General features: G+C 69.1%; 23 protein-coding genes. 11 read left to right on the top strand and 12 right to left on the bottom strand.

Annotated elements, in window-relative coordinates; all coding sequences use genetic code 11:
- Window positions 1-49: 49 nt before the first annotated feature.
- The 4 genes from ASD38_RS08230 to modA all read left to right on the top strand — a co-directional run bounded on the left by ASD38_RS08230 (window position 50) and on the right by modA (window position 3,981).
- Window positions 50-832, top strand: a complete 783-nt coding sequence (locus ASD38_RS08230) for a Coq4 family protein (RefSeq protein ID WP_056441598.1) — start codon at window positions 50-52, stop codon at window positions 830-832.
- A complete protein-coding gene (locus ASD38_RS08225; protein ID WP_056441595.1) occupies window positions 829-1,233 on the top strand; it encodes a nuclear transport factor 2 family protein in 405 nt (134 codons plus the stop codon). The genes ASD38_RS08230 and ASD38_RS08225 overlap by 4 nt, the downstream gene beginning before the upstream one ends.
- A 310-nt stretch (window positions 1,234-1,543) precedes the next feature.
- The gene (locus ASD38_RS08220; RefSeq protein ID WP_056459209.1) at window positions 1,544-3,172 is read left to right on the top strand and encodes an OprO/OprP family phosphate-selective porin; all 1,629 of its coding nucleotides are present in this window, start codon (window positions 1,544-1,546) and stop codon (window positions 3,170-3,172) included.
- A 32-nt stretch (window positions 3,173-3,204) separates the two neighbouring features.
- A complete protein-coding gene (gene modA, locus ASD38_RS08215) occupies window positions 3,205-3,981 on the top strand; it encodes a molybdate ABC transporter substrate-binding protein (RefSeq protein ID WP_056459206.1) in 777 nt (258 codons plus the stop codon).
- On the opposite strand, the gene ASD38_RS08210 is transcribed toward modA, so the two are convergent.
- Window positions 3,978-4,892 (bottom strand): LysR substrate-binding domain-containing protein, encoded by a 915-nt coding sequence (locus ASD38_RS08210; protein WP_056441584.1) that lies wholly within the window; start codon window positions 4,890-4,892, stop codon window positions 3,978-3,980. The genes modA and ASD38_RS08210 overlap by 4 nt on opposite strands.
- Window positions 4,893-4,987: 95 nt before the next feature.
- On the opposite strand from ASD38_RS08210, the gene ASD38_RS23800 reads away from it, so the two are divergent.
- Together ASD38_RS23800 and ASD38_RS08205 are read left to right on the top strand one after the other, a co-directional pair.
- The gene (locus ASD38_RS23800; RefSeq protein WP_156390622.1) at window positions 4,988-5,149 is read left to right on the top strand and encodes a hypothetical protein; all 162 of its coding nucleotides are present in this window, start codon (window positions 4,988-4,990) and stop codon (window positions 5,147-5,149) included.
- Between the two features lie 91 nt (window positions 5,150-5,240).
- Window positions 5,241-6,449 (top strand): outer membrane protein assembly factor BamB family protein, encoded by a 1,209-nt coding sequence (locus ASD38_RS08205; RefSeq protein ID WP_056459204.1) that lies wholly within the window; start codon window positions 5,241-5,243, stop codon window positions 6,447-6,449.
- Window positions 6,450-6,613: 164 nt separating this feature from the next.
- Here ASD38_RS08205 and ASD38_RS23270 read toward each other — a convergent pair whose 3' ends face one another.
- Both ASD38_RS23270 and ASD38_RS08200 read right to left on the bottom strand, forming a co-directional pair.
- Window positions 6,614-6,790, bottom strand: a complete 177-nt coding sequence (locus ASD38_RS23270; protein WP_082560706.1) for a DUF4169 family protein — start codon at window positions 6,788-6,790, stop codon at window positions 6,614-6,616.
- A 3-nt stretch (window positions 6,791-6,793) separates the two neighbouring features.
- Window positions 6,794-7,807 (bottom strand): DUF6807 family protein, encoded by a 1,014-nt coding sequence (locus ASD38_RS08200; protein WP_056459201.1) that lies wholly within the window; start codon window positions 7,805-7,807, stop codon window positions 6,794-6,796.
- A 201-nt stretch (window positions 7,808-8,008) separates the two neighbouring features.
- On the opposite strand from ASD38_RS08200, the gene ASD38_RS08195 reads away from it, so the two are divergent.
- The gene (locus tag ASD38_RS08195) at window positions 8,009-8,245 is read left to right on the top strand and encodes a DUF2171 domain-containing protein (RefSeq protein ID WP_056441575.1); all 237 of its coding nucleotides are present in this window, start codon (window positions 8,009-8,011) and stop codon (window positions 8,243-8,245) included.
- 77 nt (window positions 8,246-8,322) lie between these two features.
- A complete protein-coding gene (locus ASD38_RS08190) occupies window positions 8,323-8,964 on the top strand; it encodes a glutathione S-transferase family protein (protein WP_056459199.1) in 642 nt (213 codons plus the stop codon).
- A 32-nt stretch (window positions 8,965-8,996) separates the two neighbouring features.
- Here ASD38_RS08190 and ASD38_RS08185 read toward each other — a convergent pair whose 3' ends face one another.
- From ASD38_RS08185 to ASD38_RS08165, 6 genes are all read right to left on the bottom strand, one after another.
- Window positions 8,997-9,599, bottom strand: a complete 603-nt coding sequence (locus ASD38_RS08185) for a CAP domain-containing protein (protein WP_056441570.1) — start codon at window positions 9,597-9,599, stop codon at window positions 8,997-8,999.
- 96 nt (window positions 9,600-9,695) lie between these two features.
- A complete protein-coding gene (locus ASD38_RS08180; protein WP_056441567.1) occupies window positions 9,696-10,769 on the bottom strand; it encodes a sensor histidine kinase in 1,074 nt (357 codons plus the stop codon).
- 77 nt (window positions 10,770-10,846) lie between these two features.
- Window positions 10,847-11,032, bottom strand: coding sequence for a hypothetical protein (locus ASD38_RS08175; protein WP_056441564.1), 186 nt, complete (start codon window positions 11,030-11,032; stop codon window positions 10,847-10,849).
- 76 nt (window positions 11,033-11,108) lie between these two features.
- Entirely contained in the window at window positions 11,109-11,369 is a 261-nt protein-coding gene (locus ASD38_RS08170) for a hypothetical protein (protein WP_056441561.1), read from the bottom strand.
- A 10-nt stretch (window positions 11,370-11,379) separates the two neighbouring features.
- A complete protein-coding gene (locus ASD38_RS24290) occupies window positions 11,380-11,526 on the bottom strand; it encodes a hypothetical protein (protein ID WP_200941434.1) in 147 nt (48 codons plus the stop codon).
- Window positions 11,527-11,643: 117 nt separating this feature from the next.
- Window positions 11,644-12,846, bottom strand: a complete 1,203-nt coding sequence (locus ASD38_RS08165; RefSeq protein WP_056459195.1) for a pyridoxal phosphate-dependent aminotransferase — start codon at window positions 12,844-12,846, stop codon at window positions 11,644-11,646.
- Between the two features lie 262 nt (window positions 12,847-13,108).
- Here ASD38_RS08165 and ASD38_RS08160 point away from each other — a divergent pair, with 262 nt between their 5' ends.
- On the top strand, window positions 13,109-13,720 hold the full coding sequence (locus ASD38_RS08160) for a hypothetical protein (protein WP_056441557.1): 612 nt from the start codon (window positions 13,109-13,111) through the stop codon (window positions 13,718-13,720).
- Between the two features lie 141 nt (window positions 13,721-13,861).
- On the opposite strand, the gene ASD38_RS08155 is transcribed toward ASD38_RS08160, so the two are convergent.
- From ASD38_RS08155 to ASD38_RS08145, 3 genes are all read right to left on the bottom strand, one after another.
- Window positions 13,862-14,398, bottom strand: coding sequence for an NADPH-dependent FMN reductase (locus ASD38_RS08155; RefSeq protein ID WP_056459192.1), 537 nt, complete (start codon window positions 14,396-14,398; stop codon window positions 13,862-13,864).
- Between the two features lie 62 nt (window positions 14,399-14,460).
- Entirely contained in the window at window positions 14,461-15,147 is a 687-nt protein-coding gene (locus ASD38_RS08150) for an AAA family ATPase (protein ID WP_056441555.1), read from the bottom strand.
- A gap of 176 nt (window positions 15,148-15,323) precedes the next feature.
- Window positions 15,324-15,989, bottom strand: coding sequence for an AAA family ATPase (locus tag ASD38_RS08145; RefSeq protein ID WP_056441554.1), 666 nt, complete (start codon window positions 15,987-15,989; stop codon window positions 15,324-15,326).
- Between the two features lie 271 nt (window positions 15,990-16,260).
- On the opposite strand from ASD38_RS08145, the gene ASD38_RS08140 reads away from it, so the two are divergent.
- Window positions 16,261-16,971 (top strand): TVP38/TMEM64 family protein, encoded by a 711-nt coding sequence (locus ASD38_RS08140; RefSeq protein WP_056441553.1) that lies wholly within the window; start codon window positions 16,261-16,263, stop codon window positions 16,969-16,971.
- A 337-nt stretch (window positions 16,972-17,308) separates the two neighbouring features.
- Window positions 17,309-18,883 carry a 2-isopropylmalate synthase gene (locus tag ASD38_RS08135; RefSeq protein WP_056441552.1) on the top strand — a complete coding sequence of 525 codons (1,575 nt, stop codon included), beginning with the start codon at window positions 17,309-17,311 and terminating at the stop codon, window positions 18,881-18,883.
- The last annotated feature ends 150 nt before the right edge of the window (window positions 18,884-19,033 follow it).

Raw genomic sequence — 19,033 nt, 5'->3', positions numbered from 1 at the left:
TAAAAATGACGCCATGTCATCTTTATCGGGTTCAGCAGGAGCATGCCTTATGATCGCAGCCACGCAAGTGCTCGGTGGGCCAAAGTCGCGCCAACCGATGCAGCGGGGGCGTCAGTCGTTCAACCTGCAGCCTTTGCGGGCGCTTCGGGCTGTCCGGCGCCTGATCGCCGACAAGGAGGACACCGCCCAGGTGTTCGAGATCATGCGCGCCCTGGCGGGCAACGCGATCCCGAAGGGCTACCGTCGCCTGCTGAGCACGCCCGAGGGCGGCCGCATCGCCTACGAACACGACGAGTTCGCCGAGCGGCTGTCGGATCCGGTCTGGCTGGCGCAGTTCGGTCCGGGCACGGTCGGCGCCGCCTATCGCGACTTCATCGCGCCGCGCGGCCTGTCGGCGGAAGGCCTGGCCGAGGAGAGCCGCAAGATTCCCGAGTCCGACGTCGACGCCGCCCATCCGCTGGCCTGGTACGCCCGGCGCATGCGCGACGTGCACGACGTCTGGCACGTGCTGACCGGCTACGGCACCGACGCCCTGGGCGAGGTCTGCGTGGTGGCCTTTTCGTACGCCCAGACCCGGAGCCTGGGCTTCGCGGTCATCGCCCTGGCCGGCGCGCGCCAGTTCCAGAAGGCCAGGCTGGGCCAGCCCTACGGCAAGGCCGTGCGCGAGGCCTGGCGCAACGGCCGCTCGGCCGCCTGGCTGCCGGCGGTCGACTATCCCGCCCTGTTCGCCATGCCGCTGGACGAGGCGCGCCGGACCTACAAGGTCGCGCCGAACACCGCCTATCAGGCCATCCCGCCCCAGTATCGCGACCGCATCGCCGAGGCCGCGTGACCACCGAGATCCGAGCGGCGGCCAACCGCGCGGTCGCCGAGCGCTACGCCAAGGCGTGGGCGGCGGGCGACCTGGCGGCTTTGCGCGCCTGCTATCATCCGGACTTCACCCTGCACTATTTCGGCGATCACCCGCTGACCGGCGACCATGTCGGCCTGGCCGCCGCCTTGGCGACCCTTGCCGAGGTCAGCCGTCGCACGCGCCGCAAGCTGGTCCGCATCGTCGATGTGACCGCCGGACCGGAGCGGGCCGTGGTGATCGCCCGCGAGGCCTTCGAGCGCGACGGCGTCGTCACCGAGCTGGATCGCGTGCTCGTCTATCGGATCGCCGACGACCTGCTGGCCGAGTGCTGGGTCTATGACGGCGACCAGGCGCTGGTGGACGGGTTCCTGCGCGGCTAGCGGGTCTCTGCGCCGTTCGCCCGCCAAAGGGAGCTTGACGGCGAGGAGCGTTATGTAATGAAACTGCATAACGATAGCGCGTCTCGCCCCGGGGCGTCTGGAAGCCCAAGGACGAGACGGATCCGGACGTGACCCTCAAGCTCGTCGACCAGCACCAGCACCCAGGCGAAGCCCGTTCCGCGACGGCTCGACAAGGGTGCGACGAAGTTGCACGGCGCAGCTTGACGCTTATCAAGCCCTTTCCACGGCGCCGCTCTACAACCCGCCCAAGACCCCTCCCTTCCGGGGGCGAAGCTTGGATTGAGTTGAAATGGACAGCAGACACTTCCTCGGCGCTTCCGCGCTGGCTCTCGCCGTGGGCTTCAGTCTCGGCGTCACGGACGCCGGCGCCGCCGCCAAGGCATCGCCCGTCGCCGCCGCGCCCGACCCGCGCGACGCCAGGATCGAGGCGCTGCAAAGCCAGCTCGAAGCGCTGGCCGCCAAGGTCGAGATGATGGAGCGCAGGACCGCGTTCGCGCCTCCCACGCCCGCCGCCGCGCTGACACCGCCGCCCGCGCCGATCCAGAGCCTGCCGCCCGTCGCCAGCGTCCCGCCTTCGAGCGCGGTCGCCAGCATCGTGGTCGGCAAACCATCGATCCAGAGCACCGACGGACGCTTCGCCGCCACCTTCCACGGCGGAATGCAGTTCGACGCCGCCGACTACAGGCAAGATCCGCCCGGACCGATCACCAGCGACTTCCGGCGCGGCGCCACGCCCGCCGACACCGCCCGGGCCCGCGACCTGGCCTCGGGAACCAACTTCCGCCGGGCCCGCATCGGCGTCGACGGCAAGGCGTTCGGCGACTTCGAATACAACGTGCTGCTTGAGTACGGCGGCGCGGGCATGGAGGACGCGGGCCATATCCAGGAGCTGTGGTTCCAGTATTCCGGCCTCAAGCCGTTTCATTTCCGGGTCGGGGCCTTCGCGCCGTCCATCGGGCTGGAGGACCAGGGTTCGGTCTTCGGCGCCCCGTTCCTGGAACGCCCGGCTGCGGCCGACATCGCCCGCGGCGTGGCCGGCGGCGATTTCCGGGAGGCCGCCATGGCGTGGGCGGCGGGCGAGCGCTGGTACGCCGCCGGCTCGATCACCGGCCGCACGGTCGGGGTGGTCAATTCGCAAGCCACCGGCGCCGCCCAGCCCTATGACAGCGCCCTGGCCTATGTCGGCCGCGCCGCCTTCCTGCCGCTCAAGGACAAGGACCGCCTCGTCCACCTGGGCCTCCACGGCAGCTATGTCGCCCGCACCGCCGACACCGGCGGCCCCGACACGGCGGCGGGCGCGGTCCGTTACGGCGTGACCCTGCAGGAGCGTCCGGAGCTGCGTGTCGACGGAACCCGGCTGATCTCGACCGGGGCGATCGACGCCGATCACGTCAGCACAGGGGGCGTGGAGGCCGCCGGCCAGTACAGGACCCTGCTGATCCAGGCCGAATACGAGCGGATCGCCATCGAACGGCGCAATCCGGCCGCGGGGGTCAGCGATCCCCATTTCGACGGCTGGTATGTCGAGGGCAGCTGGATGCTGACCGGCGAAAAGCGCCGCTATAACCCCAACACCTTCGCTTTCGACGCGCCGAGCATCACCCGCCCGTTCAGCCCGCTGACCGGCGCCTGGGGCGCGTTCGAGCTGGCGGGCCGGTATTCGACCGTCGACCTCAACTACCAGCCGGGCGCCCTCGGCACGGCGCCCGGCGCCGGCGCCGTTCGCGGCGGCGAGCAGACGGTCGTCTCGGGCGGGGTCAATTGGTACCTCAACGCGATCGTCCGCTTCATGCTCGACTACCAGGACGTCAAGATCGATCGCCTGTCGCCGTCCGCCACCGCCTACGCCACGCCGGTGGGCGCGCAGATCGGCCAGCGCTACCAGGTCATCTCCCTGCGCTCGCAGATGGCGTTCTAGGCGTCGCCGCAAACCGAAAGGGCCTCTCGAACATGATCACCGATCGCTTCAAATTCGTCGGCCTGGCCTTGTTCGGGGGCGCCCTGGCCCTCTTCGCGTCCCTGGGCGCCGCGCCCGCCCTGGCGGCCGACACCCAGGTCGCCGTCGCCGCCAACTTCACCGAGCCGGCCAAGGAGATCGCCGCCGCCTTCAAGGCCAAGACCGGCCATACGGCGGTCCTCAGCTTCGGCGCCTCCGGCCAGTTCTACACTCAGATGGCCCACGGGGCGCCGTACGAGGTGTTCCTGTCGGCCGACGCCGAGCGGCCCCGGAAGGCCGAACAGGAGGGCCTGGCCGTCGCCGGTACGCGCTACACCTACGCCGTCGGCCGGCTGGTGCTGTATTCCAAGACGCCGGGGCTGGTCGACGCCAAGGGCGCGGTGCTCGGCTCGGACAGGTTCGTCAAGCTGGCCATCGCCGACCCGGCCGCCGCGCCGTATGGCCGGGCGGCGGTCGAGACGCTGCGCAAGCTGAAGCTCTACGACGCCCTGGCGCCTCGGATCGTCACGGGGTCGTCGATCGCCCAGACCTATCAGTATGTCGCCACCGGCAACGCCGAACTGGGCTTCGTGGCCCTGTCCCAGGTGATCGGCGAGCCGGGCGGATCGCGCTGGCTGACGCCGGCGACCCTCCACGCGCCGATCGCGCAGCAGGCGGTGCTGCTGAAGACGGGCGAGAAGAACCCCGCCGCCAGGGCGTTCCTGACCTTCCTCAGGTCGCCGGCCGCCGTCACGATCATCAAGCGCTACGGCTACGAGGTCCGCCCCTAGGACCGATAGCGGGCGATCAGCGGGTCGGCCGCCGCCTGGGCCAGGATCCAGTCGCGGAAGGCGACGATCTTGCGCACCCGGCGGCGTTCGGCCGGATAGGCCAGCCAATAGCCGCCGCCATAGTATGCGGTGATGGGAAACGGGGCGATCAGCCGCCCCTCGGCGATCTCCCGGGCGAAGAAGATCGGCGAGCCCAGGGCGAAGCCCTGGTCGGCCAGGGCGCTGGCCACCTCCAGCGCCTGGGCGTCGGCCGACAGCCGCGGCGGGGCGCGGTCGTCACGCGCATCGACGCCCGCCGATTCGAACCAGCGCACCCAGAACTCCGGCGACCCGATGCGCGGGGCGTGCAGCAGGTCGGCCGGGCGCTTCACGCCGCCGGATTGGGCGAGAACGGTCGGCGTGCACAGCACGGTCTGAACCGAGGGGATCAGGAAGTGCGCCTCCATTCCGGGCCAGTCGCCGCCGCCGGCGCGCAGGGCCAGGTCGAACGGTTCGCGCTGCAGGTCGACGACCCGGCTGGAGGCGTCCAGCCGCACGGCGATGCGGGGATGGGCGATTTGGAAGCCGCCCAGGCGCGGGGCCAGCCAGTGGCCGCCGATGCTCTGGACGGTGGTGATCGACAATATGCCTTCCTCGGTGTCGACCAGGTCGGACACCGCCACGCGCAGGATGCTGATCGCCTCGGTGGCGGCGCGCGACAGGCGCTCGCCGGCCGGGGTCAGGGCCACCTCGCGCGGCAGGCGGGTGAACAGCGGCTGGTCCAGGCGCTGCTCCAGGGCCTTCACCTGCCAGCTGACGGCCGCCTGGCTGACGCCCAGTTCGTCTGCGGCGCGGGTGAAGCTCTTCAGGCGCGCGGCGGCCTCGAAGATCCGGATGGCGCTGAGCGGCAGGCTGGCGAGGATGTCTGACATAAGTGGAGCTTATGATTACGCAAGGAAGCCGCGTTTGTCACGCGACGCTTCAAGCGTGAAATTCCCGTCATGGCAACACTAAGGAGCCGACGGTGATGGACGAAGCGGTCAAGACCCATAAGGAAACCACGTTCGGCTGGGTTCTGACGATCCAGCAGTTGATCGCGGCCTATCGCGCACGGCTGGACCGGCTGGCGCGCGAACAGGCGGGGGAGGCGGCGAGGACCGCGTCCCGCCGGCATCTCGCGCCGCGCTAGGCGAGGGTCGAGTTCCCGACGCGCGACTCAGCTATGGGTGGCGCAAGGGCGGCGCTCGTCGAGCGACCACGCCCGCTTGGGGGAAACATCGATGTCGCGGAATCATGGCGGCGCGTGGGCGCGGACGATAGCGGTGTTCGGCATGAGTCTGGCGTTCGGCGTCGGCGCCGCGCACGCGACTTCGGCGGCGGGAGATCGCTGCCAGTTCCGCAACGGTCCCGACCATCTGGGCGTCCAGCCCGGTCCAGCGCCCGCCGGCATCGACGGCCAGGCCTGGAAGGTTCCGCTGGGCGGACCGATCATCGCCAGCCCCACGCTCTGCGACGGCGTGATCTATCTCGGCGCCAAGGACGGCGGCTTCAGCGCGGTGGACCGGGCGACCGGCAAGACCCGCTGGCGGTTCGTCGCCGACGCCCCGGTCACCGCCAGCGCCGCGATCGCCGGCGGCCTGGCCTATTTCCAGTCGGACGCCGGCACGATCTATGCGGTGCGCGCGGCCGACGGCGAGCTGGCCTGGAAGCGGACGACCGGCGCGGACCTGCCGTTCATGAACTACAAGCCCGGCGTCGACTTCTGGGACTATTGGGCGTCGTCGCCGCTGTATTTTGACGGCGCGATCTATATCGGCGGCGGCGACGGCGTGGTCCGGGCGCTGGACGCCCGCACCGGCGCGGTGATCTGGACCTACGCCACGCGCGGACGGGTGCGCGCCACCCCGGCCACCGACGGCCAGCGGATCTTCGTCGGCGGCTTCGACGGCGCGATGTACGCCCTGGAGCGGGCGGACGGAAAGCTGGCCTGGTCGTTCCAGACCCAGGGCAACAGCGACTTCAAGATCGGGTCGATCCAGTCCTCGGCCGCCGTGGCCGACGGGCTGGTGCTGTTCGGCAGCCGCGACTACCGGCTCTACGCGCTGGACGCCGCCACCGGAAAGCCGGCCTGGATCGCGCCGCACAAGGGGTCGTGGGTGATCGGCTCGCCGGCCGTCGTCGACGGCAAGGCCTGTGTCGGCAGCTCGGACTGGAAGATGGTCCAATGCGTCGACCTGAAGACCGGCGCCGAGGTGTGGCGGACCGAGCTGAGCGGCGCGGCCTTCTCGTCGCCGTCTGTCGCGGGCGGGACCTTGGTCATCGGCACGTTCGGCGGTCTGCTCCACCAACTGAGCCTGGCCGACGGGAAGAGCGTGTCCGGCGCCGGCAGCGACGGCCGCCTGATCGGCACGGCCTGGATCGAGGGCGGCGTGGTCTATGTCGGCGCCGAGAACGGCACGCTCTACGCCTTCACGCCGGAGGGGAAGTAGGCTGATCGATACTCGGCCTCGGCGGCGAAAACCTCGTCCCTCGACAGGCTCAGGATGAGGTTTTCCACCGCCGCCGCCTGCACAGAGTCCTCATCCTGAGCTTGTCGAAGGACAAGGACCACGCACCAGCGCCGAACGTCGAGGAGCCTTCGGGCCGGAACGCCTCAGTCCTCGCGCTTGGCCCCGTCCAGGTCGCGCTTCAGCTTGTCGGCCCGCGCCGCGTCCAACGCCTTGTCGGCCTTGGTGCGGCCGAACTTGGCGCGGTTCTCGACGGCCTTGATCTTGGCGTCGGTCCTGGTCTTGGCCTTGCGGGCCTGGTTCAGGTTGAGGATCTCGGCCATCGGCTAGCCCTTCTTCTTCGGCCCGGCGGGGGCCGGCGTCGCCGGCCGAAGGATCAGGGTCGACTGCAGACGCAGGGTCTCGCCCTTCTTCAGAATGAACGGCGCCCGCCCGGGAAAGACGCAGTTCTGCATCGACAGTTCCTTGCGCAGGATCCAGCGGGTGATCGGCGCGCCGTTGGCCTTGCAGGCCAGGCCCACGGTCCAGGCGGGCGAGCCGCCGCCGGGCGTCCAGGCAAAGCCCATGGCCTTGCCGGCCTCGACCGGGCCGACCGCCGGGGCCACGGTCTTGCCGCCGGAGCCGAAGGTCAGGCGGTCGGGCTTGATCAGCCGAACCGAAAAGCCGCCATAGCCCTTCGCGTCGTCGCTGCCACCCAGGGCCAGGGTGTCGCTGCGGGCGGTGATCACCGTGTCGAAGTCGATGCGCCGCGCGCCGTCCTTCAGCGGATAGACGCGGACCTTGGTGGTCTCGCGCGCCACATAGGCCAGTTCGGGCCCCGAATTGACGATCCAGTCGGCGTTGACCACCAGGGTCCCGCCGCCGGCCGTGTCGCCCTTGAAGCGCTTTTCGCGGACATGGAAGGTCAGGCCCTTCATGAACCAGCCGTCGGCGACGGCCTTCCCGTCGACCAGCACCTGGTGCCAGCTCCAGAAGGCCCCGCGCTGGTGCAGGTGGTCGGCGGGGCGGTCCTCGGTCAGCACCGCGCCGTCGGGCGCCCAGATCGGATGGACGTAGTTCAGCCGGCCGGGCTCGCGCGGATCGGCGGGGGCGGTGCGGTAGAACAGCACGCTCTTGCCGCCGTCGGTGATGGTCACCCCGTCGGCGGCGAACACCGCGTCGACCCGGGGCAGGGGGGTGACGGGGGCCGGCGGCGCGGTCGGGGTTTCCGGAGCCGCCGGCGCGGCCGCGGCCGGCGCGGTCTCCGCCGACACGGCCTGCGCGGTCTGGGCCCAGGCCGTTGCTGTCCAGGTCGTCGCGCCGGTCAGCACAAGCAGGGCGGCGGCGAGCGGTCGGATCATCGTGTTTCCCCAGGGCCCAACGGTTTCAGGAGCGGCGGCTTTTCGAGTGATAGCCAGGAACGCGACATCCGCAAAGCCGCAACCTTGACTAGAACATAAAGCGAACATTCGCGTCAGGCAAGCCGCTTGGAACGGCCTTGTGGAAACTGCGCCGCGACCTCGCCCGTTTGCCCTGCTGACGTCCATCAAAGGAGGAACACCATGATCGACGCCTCGCAAATTCGCGAACATCTGGAAGTGGTCGGATCGGACGGCGAACACGTCGGCCGGGTGGACCACGTGGTCGCCGGCGAGATCGAGCTGGCCAAGCTGGACCTGGGCGGCGGCCTCAAGCACCACCTGATCCCGGTCACCTGGGTCGACCATGTCGACGACGACGGCGTGCACCTGAACCTGACCAAGGACGACGCCAAGGCGCGCTGGCGGGAAAAGCACTAGAAGCCCGTCGCGGGGCGATTGACAGCCTGAGCGCCCTGACCGATCCCTCGCCCGTCAACGGGTGAGGGATCTTTCGCATGTACCAGCTCTATTACAGCCCCAGCACGGCCAGCCTGGCGGCGCACTGGATGCTGATCGAACTCGGCGTCCCGTTCGAGCTGGTCCTGACCGACACCGCGACCGGCGCCCAGAAGAGCCCCGACTATCTGAAGCTCAATCCCAGCGGCGTGGTGCCCACCCTGATCGTCGACGGCGCGCCGGTCTGCGAGGTCGCGGCGATCCTGATGCTGCTGGCCGAACGCCATGCCGAAAAGGGCCTGGCCCCGGCGGTCGGCGCGCCCGAACGGGCCGCCTGGCTGCAGTGGATGGTCTATCTGGCCAACACGGTGATGCCGGCTTTCCGAGCCTGGTTCTATCCGCACGAACCCGCGGGAGAGGCGGCGAGCGAGGCGGCCGCGGCCGTGGCGCGCACGCGGCTGGAAGGGATCTGGGACCGCATCGACGCCCACCTGGCCGCCCAGGCCGGTCCCCACATGCTGGGCGAGCGCCTCTCGGCGGTGGATTTCCTGGCGACCATGCTGATGCGCTGGTCGCGTAACATGCCCAAGCCCGCCACCGCCTGGCCCAACATCGCCCGCTATCTGGCCCGCATGCGCGCCATGCCGTCGCTGCGCGAGGTCCATGCCCGCGAGGGGCTGACCGACTGGATTGACGGCTAGGACGTCGTGGCGTCCACGCCAGGCAACCGGCGTCAGCGCGGGGGCAGGGCGCCGGCGAAGTCGATCACGCACATGAAGCCGTAGGCCCGGTGCGGACCGCAGGCCACGCCGGCCAGCTGATAGCCGGAGGCGAAGATGTTGCGGCGGTGGCCCCGTCCGGGGACGCCGCTGTCGATGATCAGTTGGCGGACGACGTCGCGGGGATCCTCATAGCCGTACGAGATGTTCTCGGCCGAAAGGCCGGCCCAGACGCCCTGGCCGCGCAGCCTCTGGCCCAGGCCGCCGGCCGCGCCGTGGCCGACGTCGCCGCGCGCGCCTTGGGCCTGGGTGTGCTGGCGGGCGGCGGCCGCGACGCGGCGGTCCGATTCCAGGGGCGGCAGCGAGGCCTGGCGTTCGAGGAAGCCGATGGCCTCCTCGACGGCGGCGGGGTCGTCGCTCCGGCGAAGCTCGCGGCGCAGTTCGCGGGCGTAGTCGGCGGGCCTGACGCGGGCGAAGTTGAGCTCGTCGAGGACGGCGTCGTCGAGGCGGCCGGCCAGGGACGCGGCCATGGACGCGGATTGGACGGCGGGCGTCAGGGCGAGGAACAGCGCGCCGGCGATCGCCGGAACCAAGGCCATGCGGCCGGAAAGGCGCATGCGCGCGCTCCCGTGAATCAGACGCCCCTGACCTGACCTAGCATGCTCCGGCGATGCGTGCAGTCGCGCGGAATGTCGCGGCCCGGCAAGAGCCAGCTAGGCCATGACGGGTTTCAAGGCCGCGACATGGGCGTGCCGGATCGTCACCTTCAGGCCGTCGGTGGCGACCACCGTCATCTGGCCGTCCAGTTGCTTGACCAGCGCGTCGACGATCACCGTGCCCAGCCCGCCGTGCTTGCCCGACGCGGCCTCGTTGGCCTTGCCGACCCCGTTGTCGCGGACCGTCAGGGTCCAGGCGTCGTCGTCGCTGGCGTAGGTCACCGTGACCCGGGCGTCTTCCTTGAAAACCGGGAACGCGTACTTGATGGCGTTGATCAGCAGCTCGGTGACGATCAGGCCGATGCTGACAGCCTTGTCCGAGCCGATCGTCCCGTGGTCGGCGACGACCTTCAGGACGATCGGCTGACTGTCGCCGATCATCGAGGCGGCCAGGCTGGCGCACAGCTTGGTCAGATAGGGGCCGACCTCGATCTGGTCGACGCCGCCCGAGGCGTGCAGGTGCGACTGGACCTCGGCCACGGAGATCACCCGCTGATGGGCGTCCTTGAGGTGGAAGCGGGTTTCCTCGGAGGTGACGGCCCTGGCCTTGAGCAGCAGGATGCTGGCGATGATCTGCAGGCTGTTGGCGACGCGGTGCTGCATTTCCTGCAGCAGCACCTGTTTCTGGCCCAGCAGGTCGCGCGTGCGGTCGAGCAGGCTTTCCTTCTCGCGCTCGATCGCCCGCCGGGCGGTGATGTCGGTGAAGGCCAGCAGGATGGTGGAGTTGGTGCTGGTCTCGTAGATCACCTTCCGGGCGTTCAGCAGCATGATCCGCCGGCCCAGGCCCGGAAAGTCGTGATTGACCTCGAAACCGTTCATCACCACCCGCTCCGGGATGATGGTCTCCAGCAGCTCGCGCAATGCGGGGATGTCCCACTGGCCGTCGCCCAGGGCGAAGAGCGGGCAGCCTATCGTGTTCTCGGGATCGACCTTGAAGGTCTCGTAGAACGACCGGCTGGCCGCCAGAACGGAAAACGCGGAGTCGAGCACCAGCAGCGGCTCGTGGATGGTGTCCACGATCGCTTGAGCCAGCGTCTGTGCGTCTTCAATCCCGGGGATCGGACGCTTCATGCGAATGGGAATCCGATCCTAGGCGCAAGGACGTTCGCGGACGGCGACGGATGGGCGCCGATACCTCCACCCTAGGCTCAATCTCGGCCGGAGTCCTGAACCGTCTGAGCGGCGAACGCGTCCTGCCACAGGGCCTGTTGCGCCAGGTAGCGCCAAGTCGCGGCCGCCGACAGCAGGTCGGTCTCGAGGCGCGCCGAGCCGCACGACCCGGCGCGCCGCTCCATGTCGTTGGCGCGCGCCAGGCAGTCCTTGGCGTCGAGCATGGGCTGGTCCCTTCGATCCTGTGCCGCCGTGCCGCAGGTTACTAACCCCGGGCGGCGCACAAGGCTCCGAGAAGACTCAGCGGCCGCCGCCGGTGATTTCCTTGATCAGCGCCTGGACCGGGGCCTTGCCGCCGGCGTTCCACACGGCCCTCAGGTGGGCCAGGGTCTGCTCGGCGGCGCCCTCGAACTTCCACTCGCAGTCGACGATCTTGCAGTTCTTGAACACCGGGGCCTGGCCGCCGGCGAAGGTCAGGCGGCAGTCACGGAATTCGCAGTCGGAGAAATGCTCGCCGTCGAGCGACACAGTTTCGTGGTTGAACGAGGTCGAGCTGGGCATGCGCCGTCTTTCACTGATCGTCGGTCGGAGGTTTAGGAGCGGCCTCTTCGGCCGCCTGCTTGGCGGCGGCCTTTTCAGCGGCTTTCTGAGCGGCCTTCTGGGCCTTCAGACGCTCGCGTTCCTGGCGTTCGAAATTGTAGTTCGGGGTGCGCGCCATGACGATCTCCTGGCCGCGGGAGGCGGCGAAAAGGAGCCCTAGCGCGGTTCGGGTTCGACTTACAGCCGTCATCCTCGCCAAAATGGCGAGAATGACGACCACAAGGGGAGCAAGCGTCTATTTGACGCTGGCGCAGAAGCGCTGGATGCGCTGGCAGGCGTCTTCCAGCACGTCGTTGGCGGTGGCGTAGCTGATGCGGAAGAACGGCGACAGGCCGAAGGCCGCGCCGTGCACCACGGCCACGCCCTCGGTCTCCAGCAGCTCGACGGCGAAGTCCTCGTCGGTCTCGATGACCTTGCCGCTGGGCGCGGTCTTGCCGATCAGGCCGGCGCAGGACGGATAGACGTAGAACGCGCCTTCCGGGGTCGGGCAGTGCAGGCCGGTGGCCTGGTTCAGCATCGACACGACCAGGTCGCGGCGCTCCTGGAACAGCTTGGCGTTCGGCTTGATGAAGTCCTGCGGACCGTTCAGGGCTTCCAGAGCCGCCCATTGCGAGATCGAGCAGGGGTTCGAGGTCGTCTGGCTGATCATCTTGCCCATGGCCTTGATCAGCGCCTCGGGACCGGCCGCGTAGCCGATCCGCCAGCCGGTCATCGAATAGCCCTTGGAGACGCCGTTCATCGTCAGGGTGCGGTCGTAGAGCCTGGGCTCGACCTGGGCGATGGTGGTGAACTCGAAGTCGTCGAACACCAGGTGCTCGTACATGTCGTCGGTCAGCACCCAGACCTGCGGGTGGCGCAGCAGGACGTCGGCGATGGCCTGCAGCTCGGCGCGGGTGTAGGCGCCGCCCGACGGGTTGGACGGGCTGTTGATGATCAGCCACTTGGTCTTGGGCGTGATCGCCGCTTCCAGCGCCTGCGGCGTGATCTTGAAGCCGCTCTCGGCGGTGGTCTCGACCGACACCGGCGTGCCGCCGGCCAGCAGGGTCATGTCGGGGTACGACACCCAGTACGGGGCGGGGATGATCACCTCGTCGCCCGGGTCCAGGGTGGCGACCAGGGCGTTGTAGATCACCGGCTTGCCGCCCGGGGCGACGTGGACCTGGCTGGGCTTGTAGTCCAGGCCGTTCTCGCGCTTGAACTTGGCGCAGATCGCGGCCTTCAGCTCGGGCATGCCGTCCGGGTCGGTGTACTTGGTCTTGCCGGCGCGGATAGCCGCGATGGCGGCTTCCTTGATGTTGTCGGGCGTGTCGAAGTCCGGTTCGCCGGCGGAGAGGGCGATCACGTCCCGGCCGGTCGCCTTCAGGGCGCGCGCCTTGGCGCTGATCGCGATGGTGGCGGACGGGGCGATGCGCCGCAGGGCGGCGGACTCGAGCGACATGGTTCAGGGCTCCCCTGGGAGGACGTGGACTCGGAAGTCCGTTTCAGGATTGCGGCGGTCTTTACGCCCGCGCTTGCCGCGGTGCAACGCAACAAAGGCCGTATGGCGCGGCGTTCTTGCGTCGGCTCAAGCTGCACGGTACCGCTATCATCATAAGCACGGGAGGCCGCGCCGCATGGCGGGCGGCCCCGCGGGAGGAAACGACCATATCGACCGCCGATGGCGGACGATCGACGCAACGACGTCTCTTGAAGGGGAAACCATGACGAAGATCGCGATCCTGGCCGCCGCGGCCGTGCTTGGCCTGTCCACGCTTGGTTTGGCCGCCGTCGCGCCGGTGGCGGCCCGCGCCGCCGAGCCGGCCGCCGAAGGCATCATGAAATACGCCATCAACAAGCCGTCCACGGCCTGGAACATCTATGGACCGGGCCAGACCAACGCGCCGGTCAAGGACAAGGCCGTGATCGGCGGCGGCGGAATCCGGGTCCAGGTCACGGCGCCGACGCCGGACCAGCCCTGGACCAACAGCGCCGGCCAGGCGGTGACCGGCAAGATCGCCAAGGGCGACATCATCACCATCGCCTTCTGGGCCAAGGCCGAACCGGTCGACGGCGGGCCGGCGACGGCCGACATCACCTCGGTGCGCGTCCAGCAGTCGGCCGAGCCCTGGGGCGGCATCGTCGAGGGCAAGGTCGCCGTCACGGACGGCGAGTGGCGGATCTACACGGTCAGCGGCCGCGCCGGCATGGACGCCGACAAGGGCGGGGCGGGCGTGGCCCTGCACCTGGGCGCCGCCAAGCAGACCGTGGTGCTGGGTCCGCTGTTCGTGCTGGACTTCGGCCCCAACTACGACCCGGCGACGATGGGGAAATAGGGGAAGGGCCGATCTGAAGCTCCTCACGGTTGTCATCCCGGCCGAAGCGAAGCGTAGAGCCGGGACCCAGGTGAACCGCACCGCCTTCGCCCAGTCACCTGGGTCCCGGACAGCCTCTGCGAGGCTTCCGGGATGACAACCTCAACGGCCCCGCATGTGCTCGACGAACGCCGCCAGGTGCCGGCCCAGATAGGCCAGGGTCTTCTCGTCGTGCAGCGCGCCGTTCTCGATCTTGGTGTGGGCCTGGCCGACCAGCATCTCGCTGAGCGGCCAGTACTCGGCCGAGACCTTGCGCAGGGACTGGCGCAGCGCGTCCTGGGCGCGGACCGTGCCGGTGACGCCCGGCGAGGCGCCGACGATGCAGGCGGTCTTGCCCTGCAGGGCCGAGGGCGAGCCGCGCGAGGCCCAGTCGATGGCGTTCTTCAGCACGCCGGTGATCCCGCCGTTGTACTCGGGACAGGCCAGCAGCAGGGCGTCGGCCGAGCGCACGGCGTCCTTCCAGGCCTTGACCGGGACGGGATCGCCCTGGTCCTCGACGTCCTGGTTGAACAGCGGCAGGTCGTGCAGGCCGAAGATCTCGATCGTCACGCCGTCGGGCGCGCACTCCTGGGCGGCGCGCAGCAGGGCCGTGTTGAACGAGGCGGCCCGCAGGCTGCCCGAGACGCCGAGAATTTTCATGCAAAAGGCTCCGCCGCTGACGTGGCGAACCTAGAGAGGGCCGATCCCGAGGGATAGACGGATCAGCCGGTGAGGGCGGTCTTCATCGCGGTTTCGTTCAAACCACTCGAACCAAGACCGCTCACGCTGGCCTCGACATGCGCCCACAGACGTTCCACGTCGCGGGCGGCCGGGCTGTCCGGCTCTTGCTCGACCACGCAGCGGCCTTGGGCCATGGCTTTCTGGAAGGCCTCGCGCGAGCGCAGGCCGTGCGGGGCCAGCGGCAGGCCGCAGAACCGCAGGGCTTCCATGATCTCGGGGAAGGCCACCGGGGCGACCTCCGGCTTGTTGGTGTGGGCCTGGTTCAGCACCACCAGCCCGCTCTTGCCCAGGCGCCGCACCGCTTCGGCCGAGCGCACGATCGGCGCCAGGTCGAGGAACGAGGGCCGGCCCGCCACCAGGCAGAAGTCGGCGATGTTCACCGCCTGGGCGACATCGGCCTCCGGCGCGGCGGGCGTGTCGATGAACAGATAGTCGAAACCTTCCCGCATCGCGTTGGATTTGGTCAGGAAAAGCTTGCCGGCGGTGATGTCGGCCAGGGCCGGTCCGGGCTCGCTGCGCGACCGCAGGGCGTCCCACGCGGACCGCTGCGGGTCCATGTCGGCCAATAGAACCTTGTGCCCCCGCAGGAAGGCCATCAGCGCCAGGTTCACGGCCACGGTCGTCTTGCCGGATCCACCCTTCCGGGAAAGCACAGTAATTGTCTTCACGACTTGCACTCTTTGCCCAAACCGAACGGCCGGTCCCGCGGCCGCAAGGTTCCCCAAGGTGTGCAACTGTTATGGCGAAGGTATGAACAGAACTTCAACCTGTGGATTATTTGACGCCGGTGCGAAATTAGGCCGCAACCGTTGGCCCGCCAGGGAAACGCGGCTGGGCGAAGTGTTCAGACGGCGCGGGCGTCTCGCCCACGACCATCCAGGGTCAGCAGGGCGGCGACATGGCTCCAGAGCCGGTCGATCTCCTGGGCGGCCGGCGCCTGGCTGTCCCATTCGCCGACCGACAGACCGCGGGCGATCGCCTGCTGATAGATGGCCCGCGAGCGCAGGCCGATCGGCGCGATGGGCAGGCCGCAGAAGCGCAGCGCCTCGACGGCCTGCTGCACGCTGGCCGGCTCCAGCCCGGCGCGCCTGGACGGCGCCTGGTTCAGCACGATCAGCCCCGCCTTGCCCAGTCGCCGGACCATCTCGGCCGAGCGGGCGACCGAGGCGATGTCCAGGAAGGTCGGGCGGCAGACCAGCAGGCACAGGTCGGCGGAATTGACCGCCACGGCGACGTCGGCGTCCGGCGCGGCGGGCGTGTCGATCAGCATCACGTCATAGGCGTCGTGCACCGCCTGGGAGCGGGTCTGGAACAGCTTGCCGGCGTTGATCTCGGCCAGGCTGGGGCCGGGCTCGCCGCGCGCCCGCAGGGCGTCCGAGGCCGAGCGCTGCGGATCGATGTCGGCCAGCAGGGTCTTCCATCCCGCCAGATGGGCGGTAAGGCTCAGATTGATCGACAGAGTCGTCTTGCCGGCCCCGCCCTTGCGGGAAATCACAGCCAGGGTTTTCACGTCCGACGCTCCTCCCCAAGAAAACGTATCCTGTCCACGGCGCCTTCCGCTAGGTCAGGAGCCTGTGGATAACTTAGCCGCGCCTTACGACAGCTTCGCAACGGGAATGTCGTGTTGAGGGAAACTTAACCTTGATGCGGCCCGCGCCACGGGAAGCGTGACGACAAAATGAGCGTTCGGCGGGCGATTTGCGTTCGCGCCGTGCTTGACCCCGCCCCCTTGACCGCGCCCTTCCTCTTGACCGCGCTTGGGCCATGGGCGAGGCAGGCGGATGCTTCGTCGCCTGATCGACTTCTTCACCAACATGGACGCCAGGGCCTGGCGCACGGTCGCCGTGTCGTTCGTGCTGTTCGGCGGGGTGGGGGTGGTGTTCCTGTTCGGCGCCCAGCTGCTGGGCCTGAACGGCGAGGTCACGGTCGAGCAGTGGCTGGGCGCGGCGCATGGGCCCTGGGCCTTGCCGGTCGCGGTCGGGGCCTTCGCGGCCCTGGCCTTCATCGGGGTGCCGCAGTTCGTGCTGATCGCCGCGGCGGTGGTGGCGTTCGGGCCCTGGACCGGCTTCGCCTACAGCTGGATCGGGACCCTGGTCTCGTCCCTGGTCGGGTTCTGGCTGGGACGCACGTTCGGCGGCCGCCTGCTGAAGGACTTGGCCGGCGACGGCGTGGCCAAGTTCATGAAGCTGATCGGCAAGAACGGCTTCCTGGCCAGCCTGATCGTCCGGCTGGTGCCCTCGGCCCCGTTCATCGTGGTCAACATGGCCGCCGGGGTCACGCCGATGAAGCTGCGCGACTTCGCGGCCGGCACCGCCGTCGGCATCGTCCCGAAGATCGCCCTGACCGCCTTCGCCGGCAATTCGATCGTCCAGGCCCTCAAGGGCGGCGGCAACCGGCACATCGTCATGCTGATCGTCGCGGTGGCGGTCTGGATCGCCGCCGGCCTGGTCGCCCGCGCCTGGCTCAAGAAGCGCGAAGCGGCGGCGGACTAGACGGGCTGGGGCGAGGGCGGTTCGCGCCCCGTGAACGTCATCGCCGGGGCGTTTGACGCGCGAAGCTCCGATCTCGCGACAGAGTCGGCCCCGATCACGGCGCGTCCCGGTCGAAAATTGCTCTGTATGCGGCGAATTGCTCGAATAAAGCAAAAAGCTTGCTGGTTTTTGGGCTGCTGTGTAGAAAGCAGTCATGAACGTCGCGCGCCAACTGCTTCTGCTTCGGCTTACCAACCCCTGGGCGCTCTAGGGGCCGCGCATCGTCGTGGCCGGGCGCGCAGGGGATGACTAAACCCGCCGCCGCCCCCACGCAGACACCCTTCCGACGAGTAGACCCATGAACTCCGTATCGCCCGCAGCTTTCGACAAGCGCGACAACGTCGTCATTTTTGACACCACCATGCGCGACGGCGAGCAGTCGCCGGGCGCCTCGATGTCGCACGACGAAAAGCTGGAACTGGCCAAGATCCTCGAGGAGATGGGGGTCGACGTCATCGAGGCCGGCTTCCCGATCGCCTCGAACGGCGACTTCGAAGCGGTCCGCGAGATCGCCAAGATCGTCAAGAACTCCACCATCGCCGGCCTGTGCCGCGCCCACCAGGTGGATATCGATAGATGCGCGGAGGCCCTGAAGGGCACCCAGCGCGGCCGCATCCACGTGGTGATCGCCACCAGCGACCTGCATATGAAGCACAAGCTGCAGATGGAGCCGGACGCCGTCATCGACGTGATCGCCCGCTCGGTGACCCATGCCCGCAACCTGCGCGACGACGTCGAGTGGTCGGCCGAGGACGCCACCCGCAGCGACCGCCAGTTCCTGCGCCGCGCCATCGAGACCGCCATCAAGGCCGGCGCCACGACGATCAACCTGCCCGACACCGTCGGCTACACCTACCCGTCGGAGTATGCCGACCTGTTCAGCTGGATGACCCAGAACGTCGAGGGCGCCGACAAGGTGATCTTCTCGACCCACTGTCACAACGACCTGGGCCTGGCCGTCGCCAACAGCCTGGCGGGCGTGCAGGGCGGGGCGCGCCAGATCGAGTGCGCGATCAACGGCCTGGGCGAGCGGGCCGGCAACGCGGCGCTGGAAGAGATCGTGATGGCCCTGAAGGTGCGCGGCGACAAGCTGCCCTTCGAGACCCGGATCGACACCACCCACATCACCCGCGCCAGCCGCTACGTCTCGGCCATCACCGGCTTTCCGGTCCAGTACAACAAGGCCATCGTCGGCAAGAACGCCTTCGCGCACGAAAGCGGCATCCACCAGGACGGGATGCTGAAGAACCGCGAGACCTACGAGATCATGACCCCCGAATCGGTCGGCCAGGCGCCGTCCAGCCTGGTCATGGGCAAGCACTCGGGCAGCCACGCCTTCCGCGCCAAGCTGAAGGACCTGGGCTACGAGCTGGGCCAGAACGCCCTGAAGGAGGCTTTCGGCCGCTTCAAGGACCTGGCCGACCGCAAGAAGCACGTCTACGACGACGACATCATCGCCCTGGTCGACGACGCCCTGGCGCGCGGCTCCGAGCGCATCCGCGTCCAGCGCCTGCGCGTGGTGGCCGGCACCGACGGCCAGTCGGCCGAGCTGACCCTGGAAGTCGACGGCGAGGTGAAGACCTCGCAGGCCTCGGGCGACGGTCCGGTCGACGCGGTGTTCAACGCCATCCAGCAGATCGTGCCGCACAACGCCGCCCTGCGCCTGTTCCAGGTGCACGCGGTGACCGAGGGCACCGACGCCCAGGCCCAGGTCTCGGTCCGTCTGGAGGAAGACGGCCGCATCGCCACCGGCCAGGCCGCCGACACCGACACCCTGACCGCCTCGGCCAAGGCCTATGTCAACGCCCTGAACAACCTCATGGCGCGCAAGGAAAAGAGCCGGCCGGAAGCCGCGATCGCCAGCGGGTTCTAGGGCCTAGTTTCGTTTTCCCTCCCCCTTTCGACCGTCATCCCGGGCCTTGCGCCCGGGAACCCGTTGTCCGGCGCTCGTGCGGAGCAATGGCGCGCTGGCGCGCCACGGCAATTCACGTGCGGGCTGCACCAGGGGTCCCGGGCACAAGGC

Origin of the sequence: Caulobacter sp. Root487D2Y (assembly GCF_001427165.1) — a bacterium.
Classification (GTDB): Bacteria; Pseudomonadota; Alphaproteobacteria; order Caulobacterales; family Caulobacteraceae; genus Caulobacter.
The sequence above is the reverse complement of the archived record's forward strand: the minus strand, read 5'-3'. Positions and strand labels throughout refer to the sequence as shown.

Excerpts from the sequence above, each read along its gene's own strand:
- ASD38_RS08230 (WP_056441598.1), top strand. The coding sequence starts at position 50 with ATGATCGCAGCCACGCAAGTGCTCGGTGGGCCAAAGTCGCGCCAACCG.
- ASD38_RS08220 (WP_056459209.1), top strand. The coding sequence starts at position 1,544 with ATGGACAGCAGACACTTCCTCGGCGCTTCCGCGCTGGCTCTCGCCGTG.
- modA (WP_056459206.1), top strand. The coding sequence starts at position 3,205 with ATGATCACCGATCGCTTCAAATTCGTCGGCCTGGCCTTGTTCGGGGGC.
- ASD38_RS08210 (WP_056441584.1), bottom strand. The coding sequence starts at position 4,892 with ATGTCAGACATCCTCGCCAGCCTGCCGCTCAGCGCCATCCGGATCTTC.
- ASD38_RS23800 (WP_156390622.1), top strand. The coding sequence starts at position 4,988 with ATGGACGAAGCGGTCAAGACCCATAAGGAAACCACGTTCGGCTGGGTT.
- ASD38_RS08205 (WP_056459204.1), top strand. The coding sequence starts at position 5,241 with ATGTCGCGGAATCATGGCGGCGCGTGGGCGCGGACGATAGCGGTGTTC.
- ASD38_RS23270 (WP_082560706.1), bottom strand. The coding sequence starts at position 6,790 with ATGGCCGAGATCCTCAACCTGAACCAGGCCCGCAAGGCCAAGACCAGG.
- ASD38_RS08200 (WP_056459201.1), bottom strand. The coding sequence starts at position 7,807 with ATGATCCGACCGCTCGCCGCCGCCCTGCTTGTGCTGACCGGCGCGACG.
- ASD38_RS08195 (WP_056441575.1), top strand. The coding sequence starts at position 8,009 with ATGATCGACGCCTCGCAAATTCGCGAACATCTGGAAGTGGTCGGATCG.
- ASD38_RS08190 (WP_056459199.1), top strand. The coding sequence starts at position 8,323 with ATGTACCAGCTCTATTACAGCCCCAGCACGGCCAGCCTGGCGGCGCAC.
- ASD38_RS08185 (WP_056441570.1), bottom strand. The coding sequence starts at position 9,599 with ATGCGCCTTTCCGGCCGCATGGCCTTGGTTCCGGCGATCGCCGGCGCG.
- ASD38_RS08180 (WP_056441567.1), bottom strand. The coding sequence starts at position 10,769 with ATGAAGCGTCCGATCCCCGGGATTGAAGACGCACAGACGCTGGCTCAA.
- ASD38_RS08175 (WP_056441564.1), bottom strand. The coding sequence starts at position 11,032 with ATGCTCGACGCCAAGGACTGCCTGGCGCGCGCCAACGACATGGAGCGG.
- ASD38_RS08170 (WP_056441561.1), bottom strand. The coding sequence starts at position 11,369 with ATGCCCAGCTCGACCTCGTTCAACCACGAAACTGTGTCGCTCGACGGC.
- ASD38_RS24290 (WP_200941434.1), bottom strand. The coding sequence starts at position 11,526 with ATGGCGCGCACCCCGAACTACAATTTCGAACGCCAGGAACGCGAGCGT.
- ASD38_RS08165 (WP_056459195.1), bottom strand. The coding sequence starts at position 12,846 with ATGTCGCTCGAGTCCGCCGCCCTGCGGCGCATCGCCCCGTCCGCCACC.
- ASD38_RS08160 (WP_056441557.1), top strand. The coding sequence starts at position 13,109 with ATGACGAAGATCGCGATCCTGGCCGCCGCGGCCGTGCTTGGCCTGTCC.
- ASD38_RS08155 (WP_056459192.1), bottom strand. The coding sequence starts at position 14,398 with ATGAAAATTCTCGGCGTCTCGGGCAGCCTGCGGGCCGCCTCGTTCAAC.
- ASD38_RS08140 (WP_056441553.1), top strand. The coding sequence starts at position 16,261 with ATGCTTCGTCGCCTGATCGACTTCTTCACCAACATGGACGCCAGGGCC.
- ASD38_RS08135 (WP_056441552.1), top strand. The coding sequence starts at position 17,309 with ATGAACTCCGTATCGCCCGCAGCTTTCGACAAGCGCGACAACGTCGTC.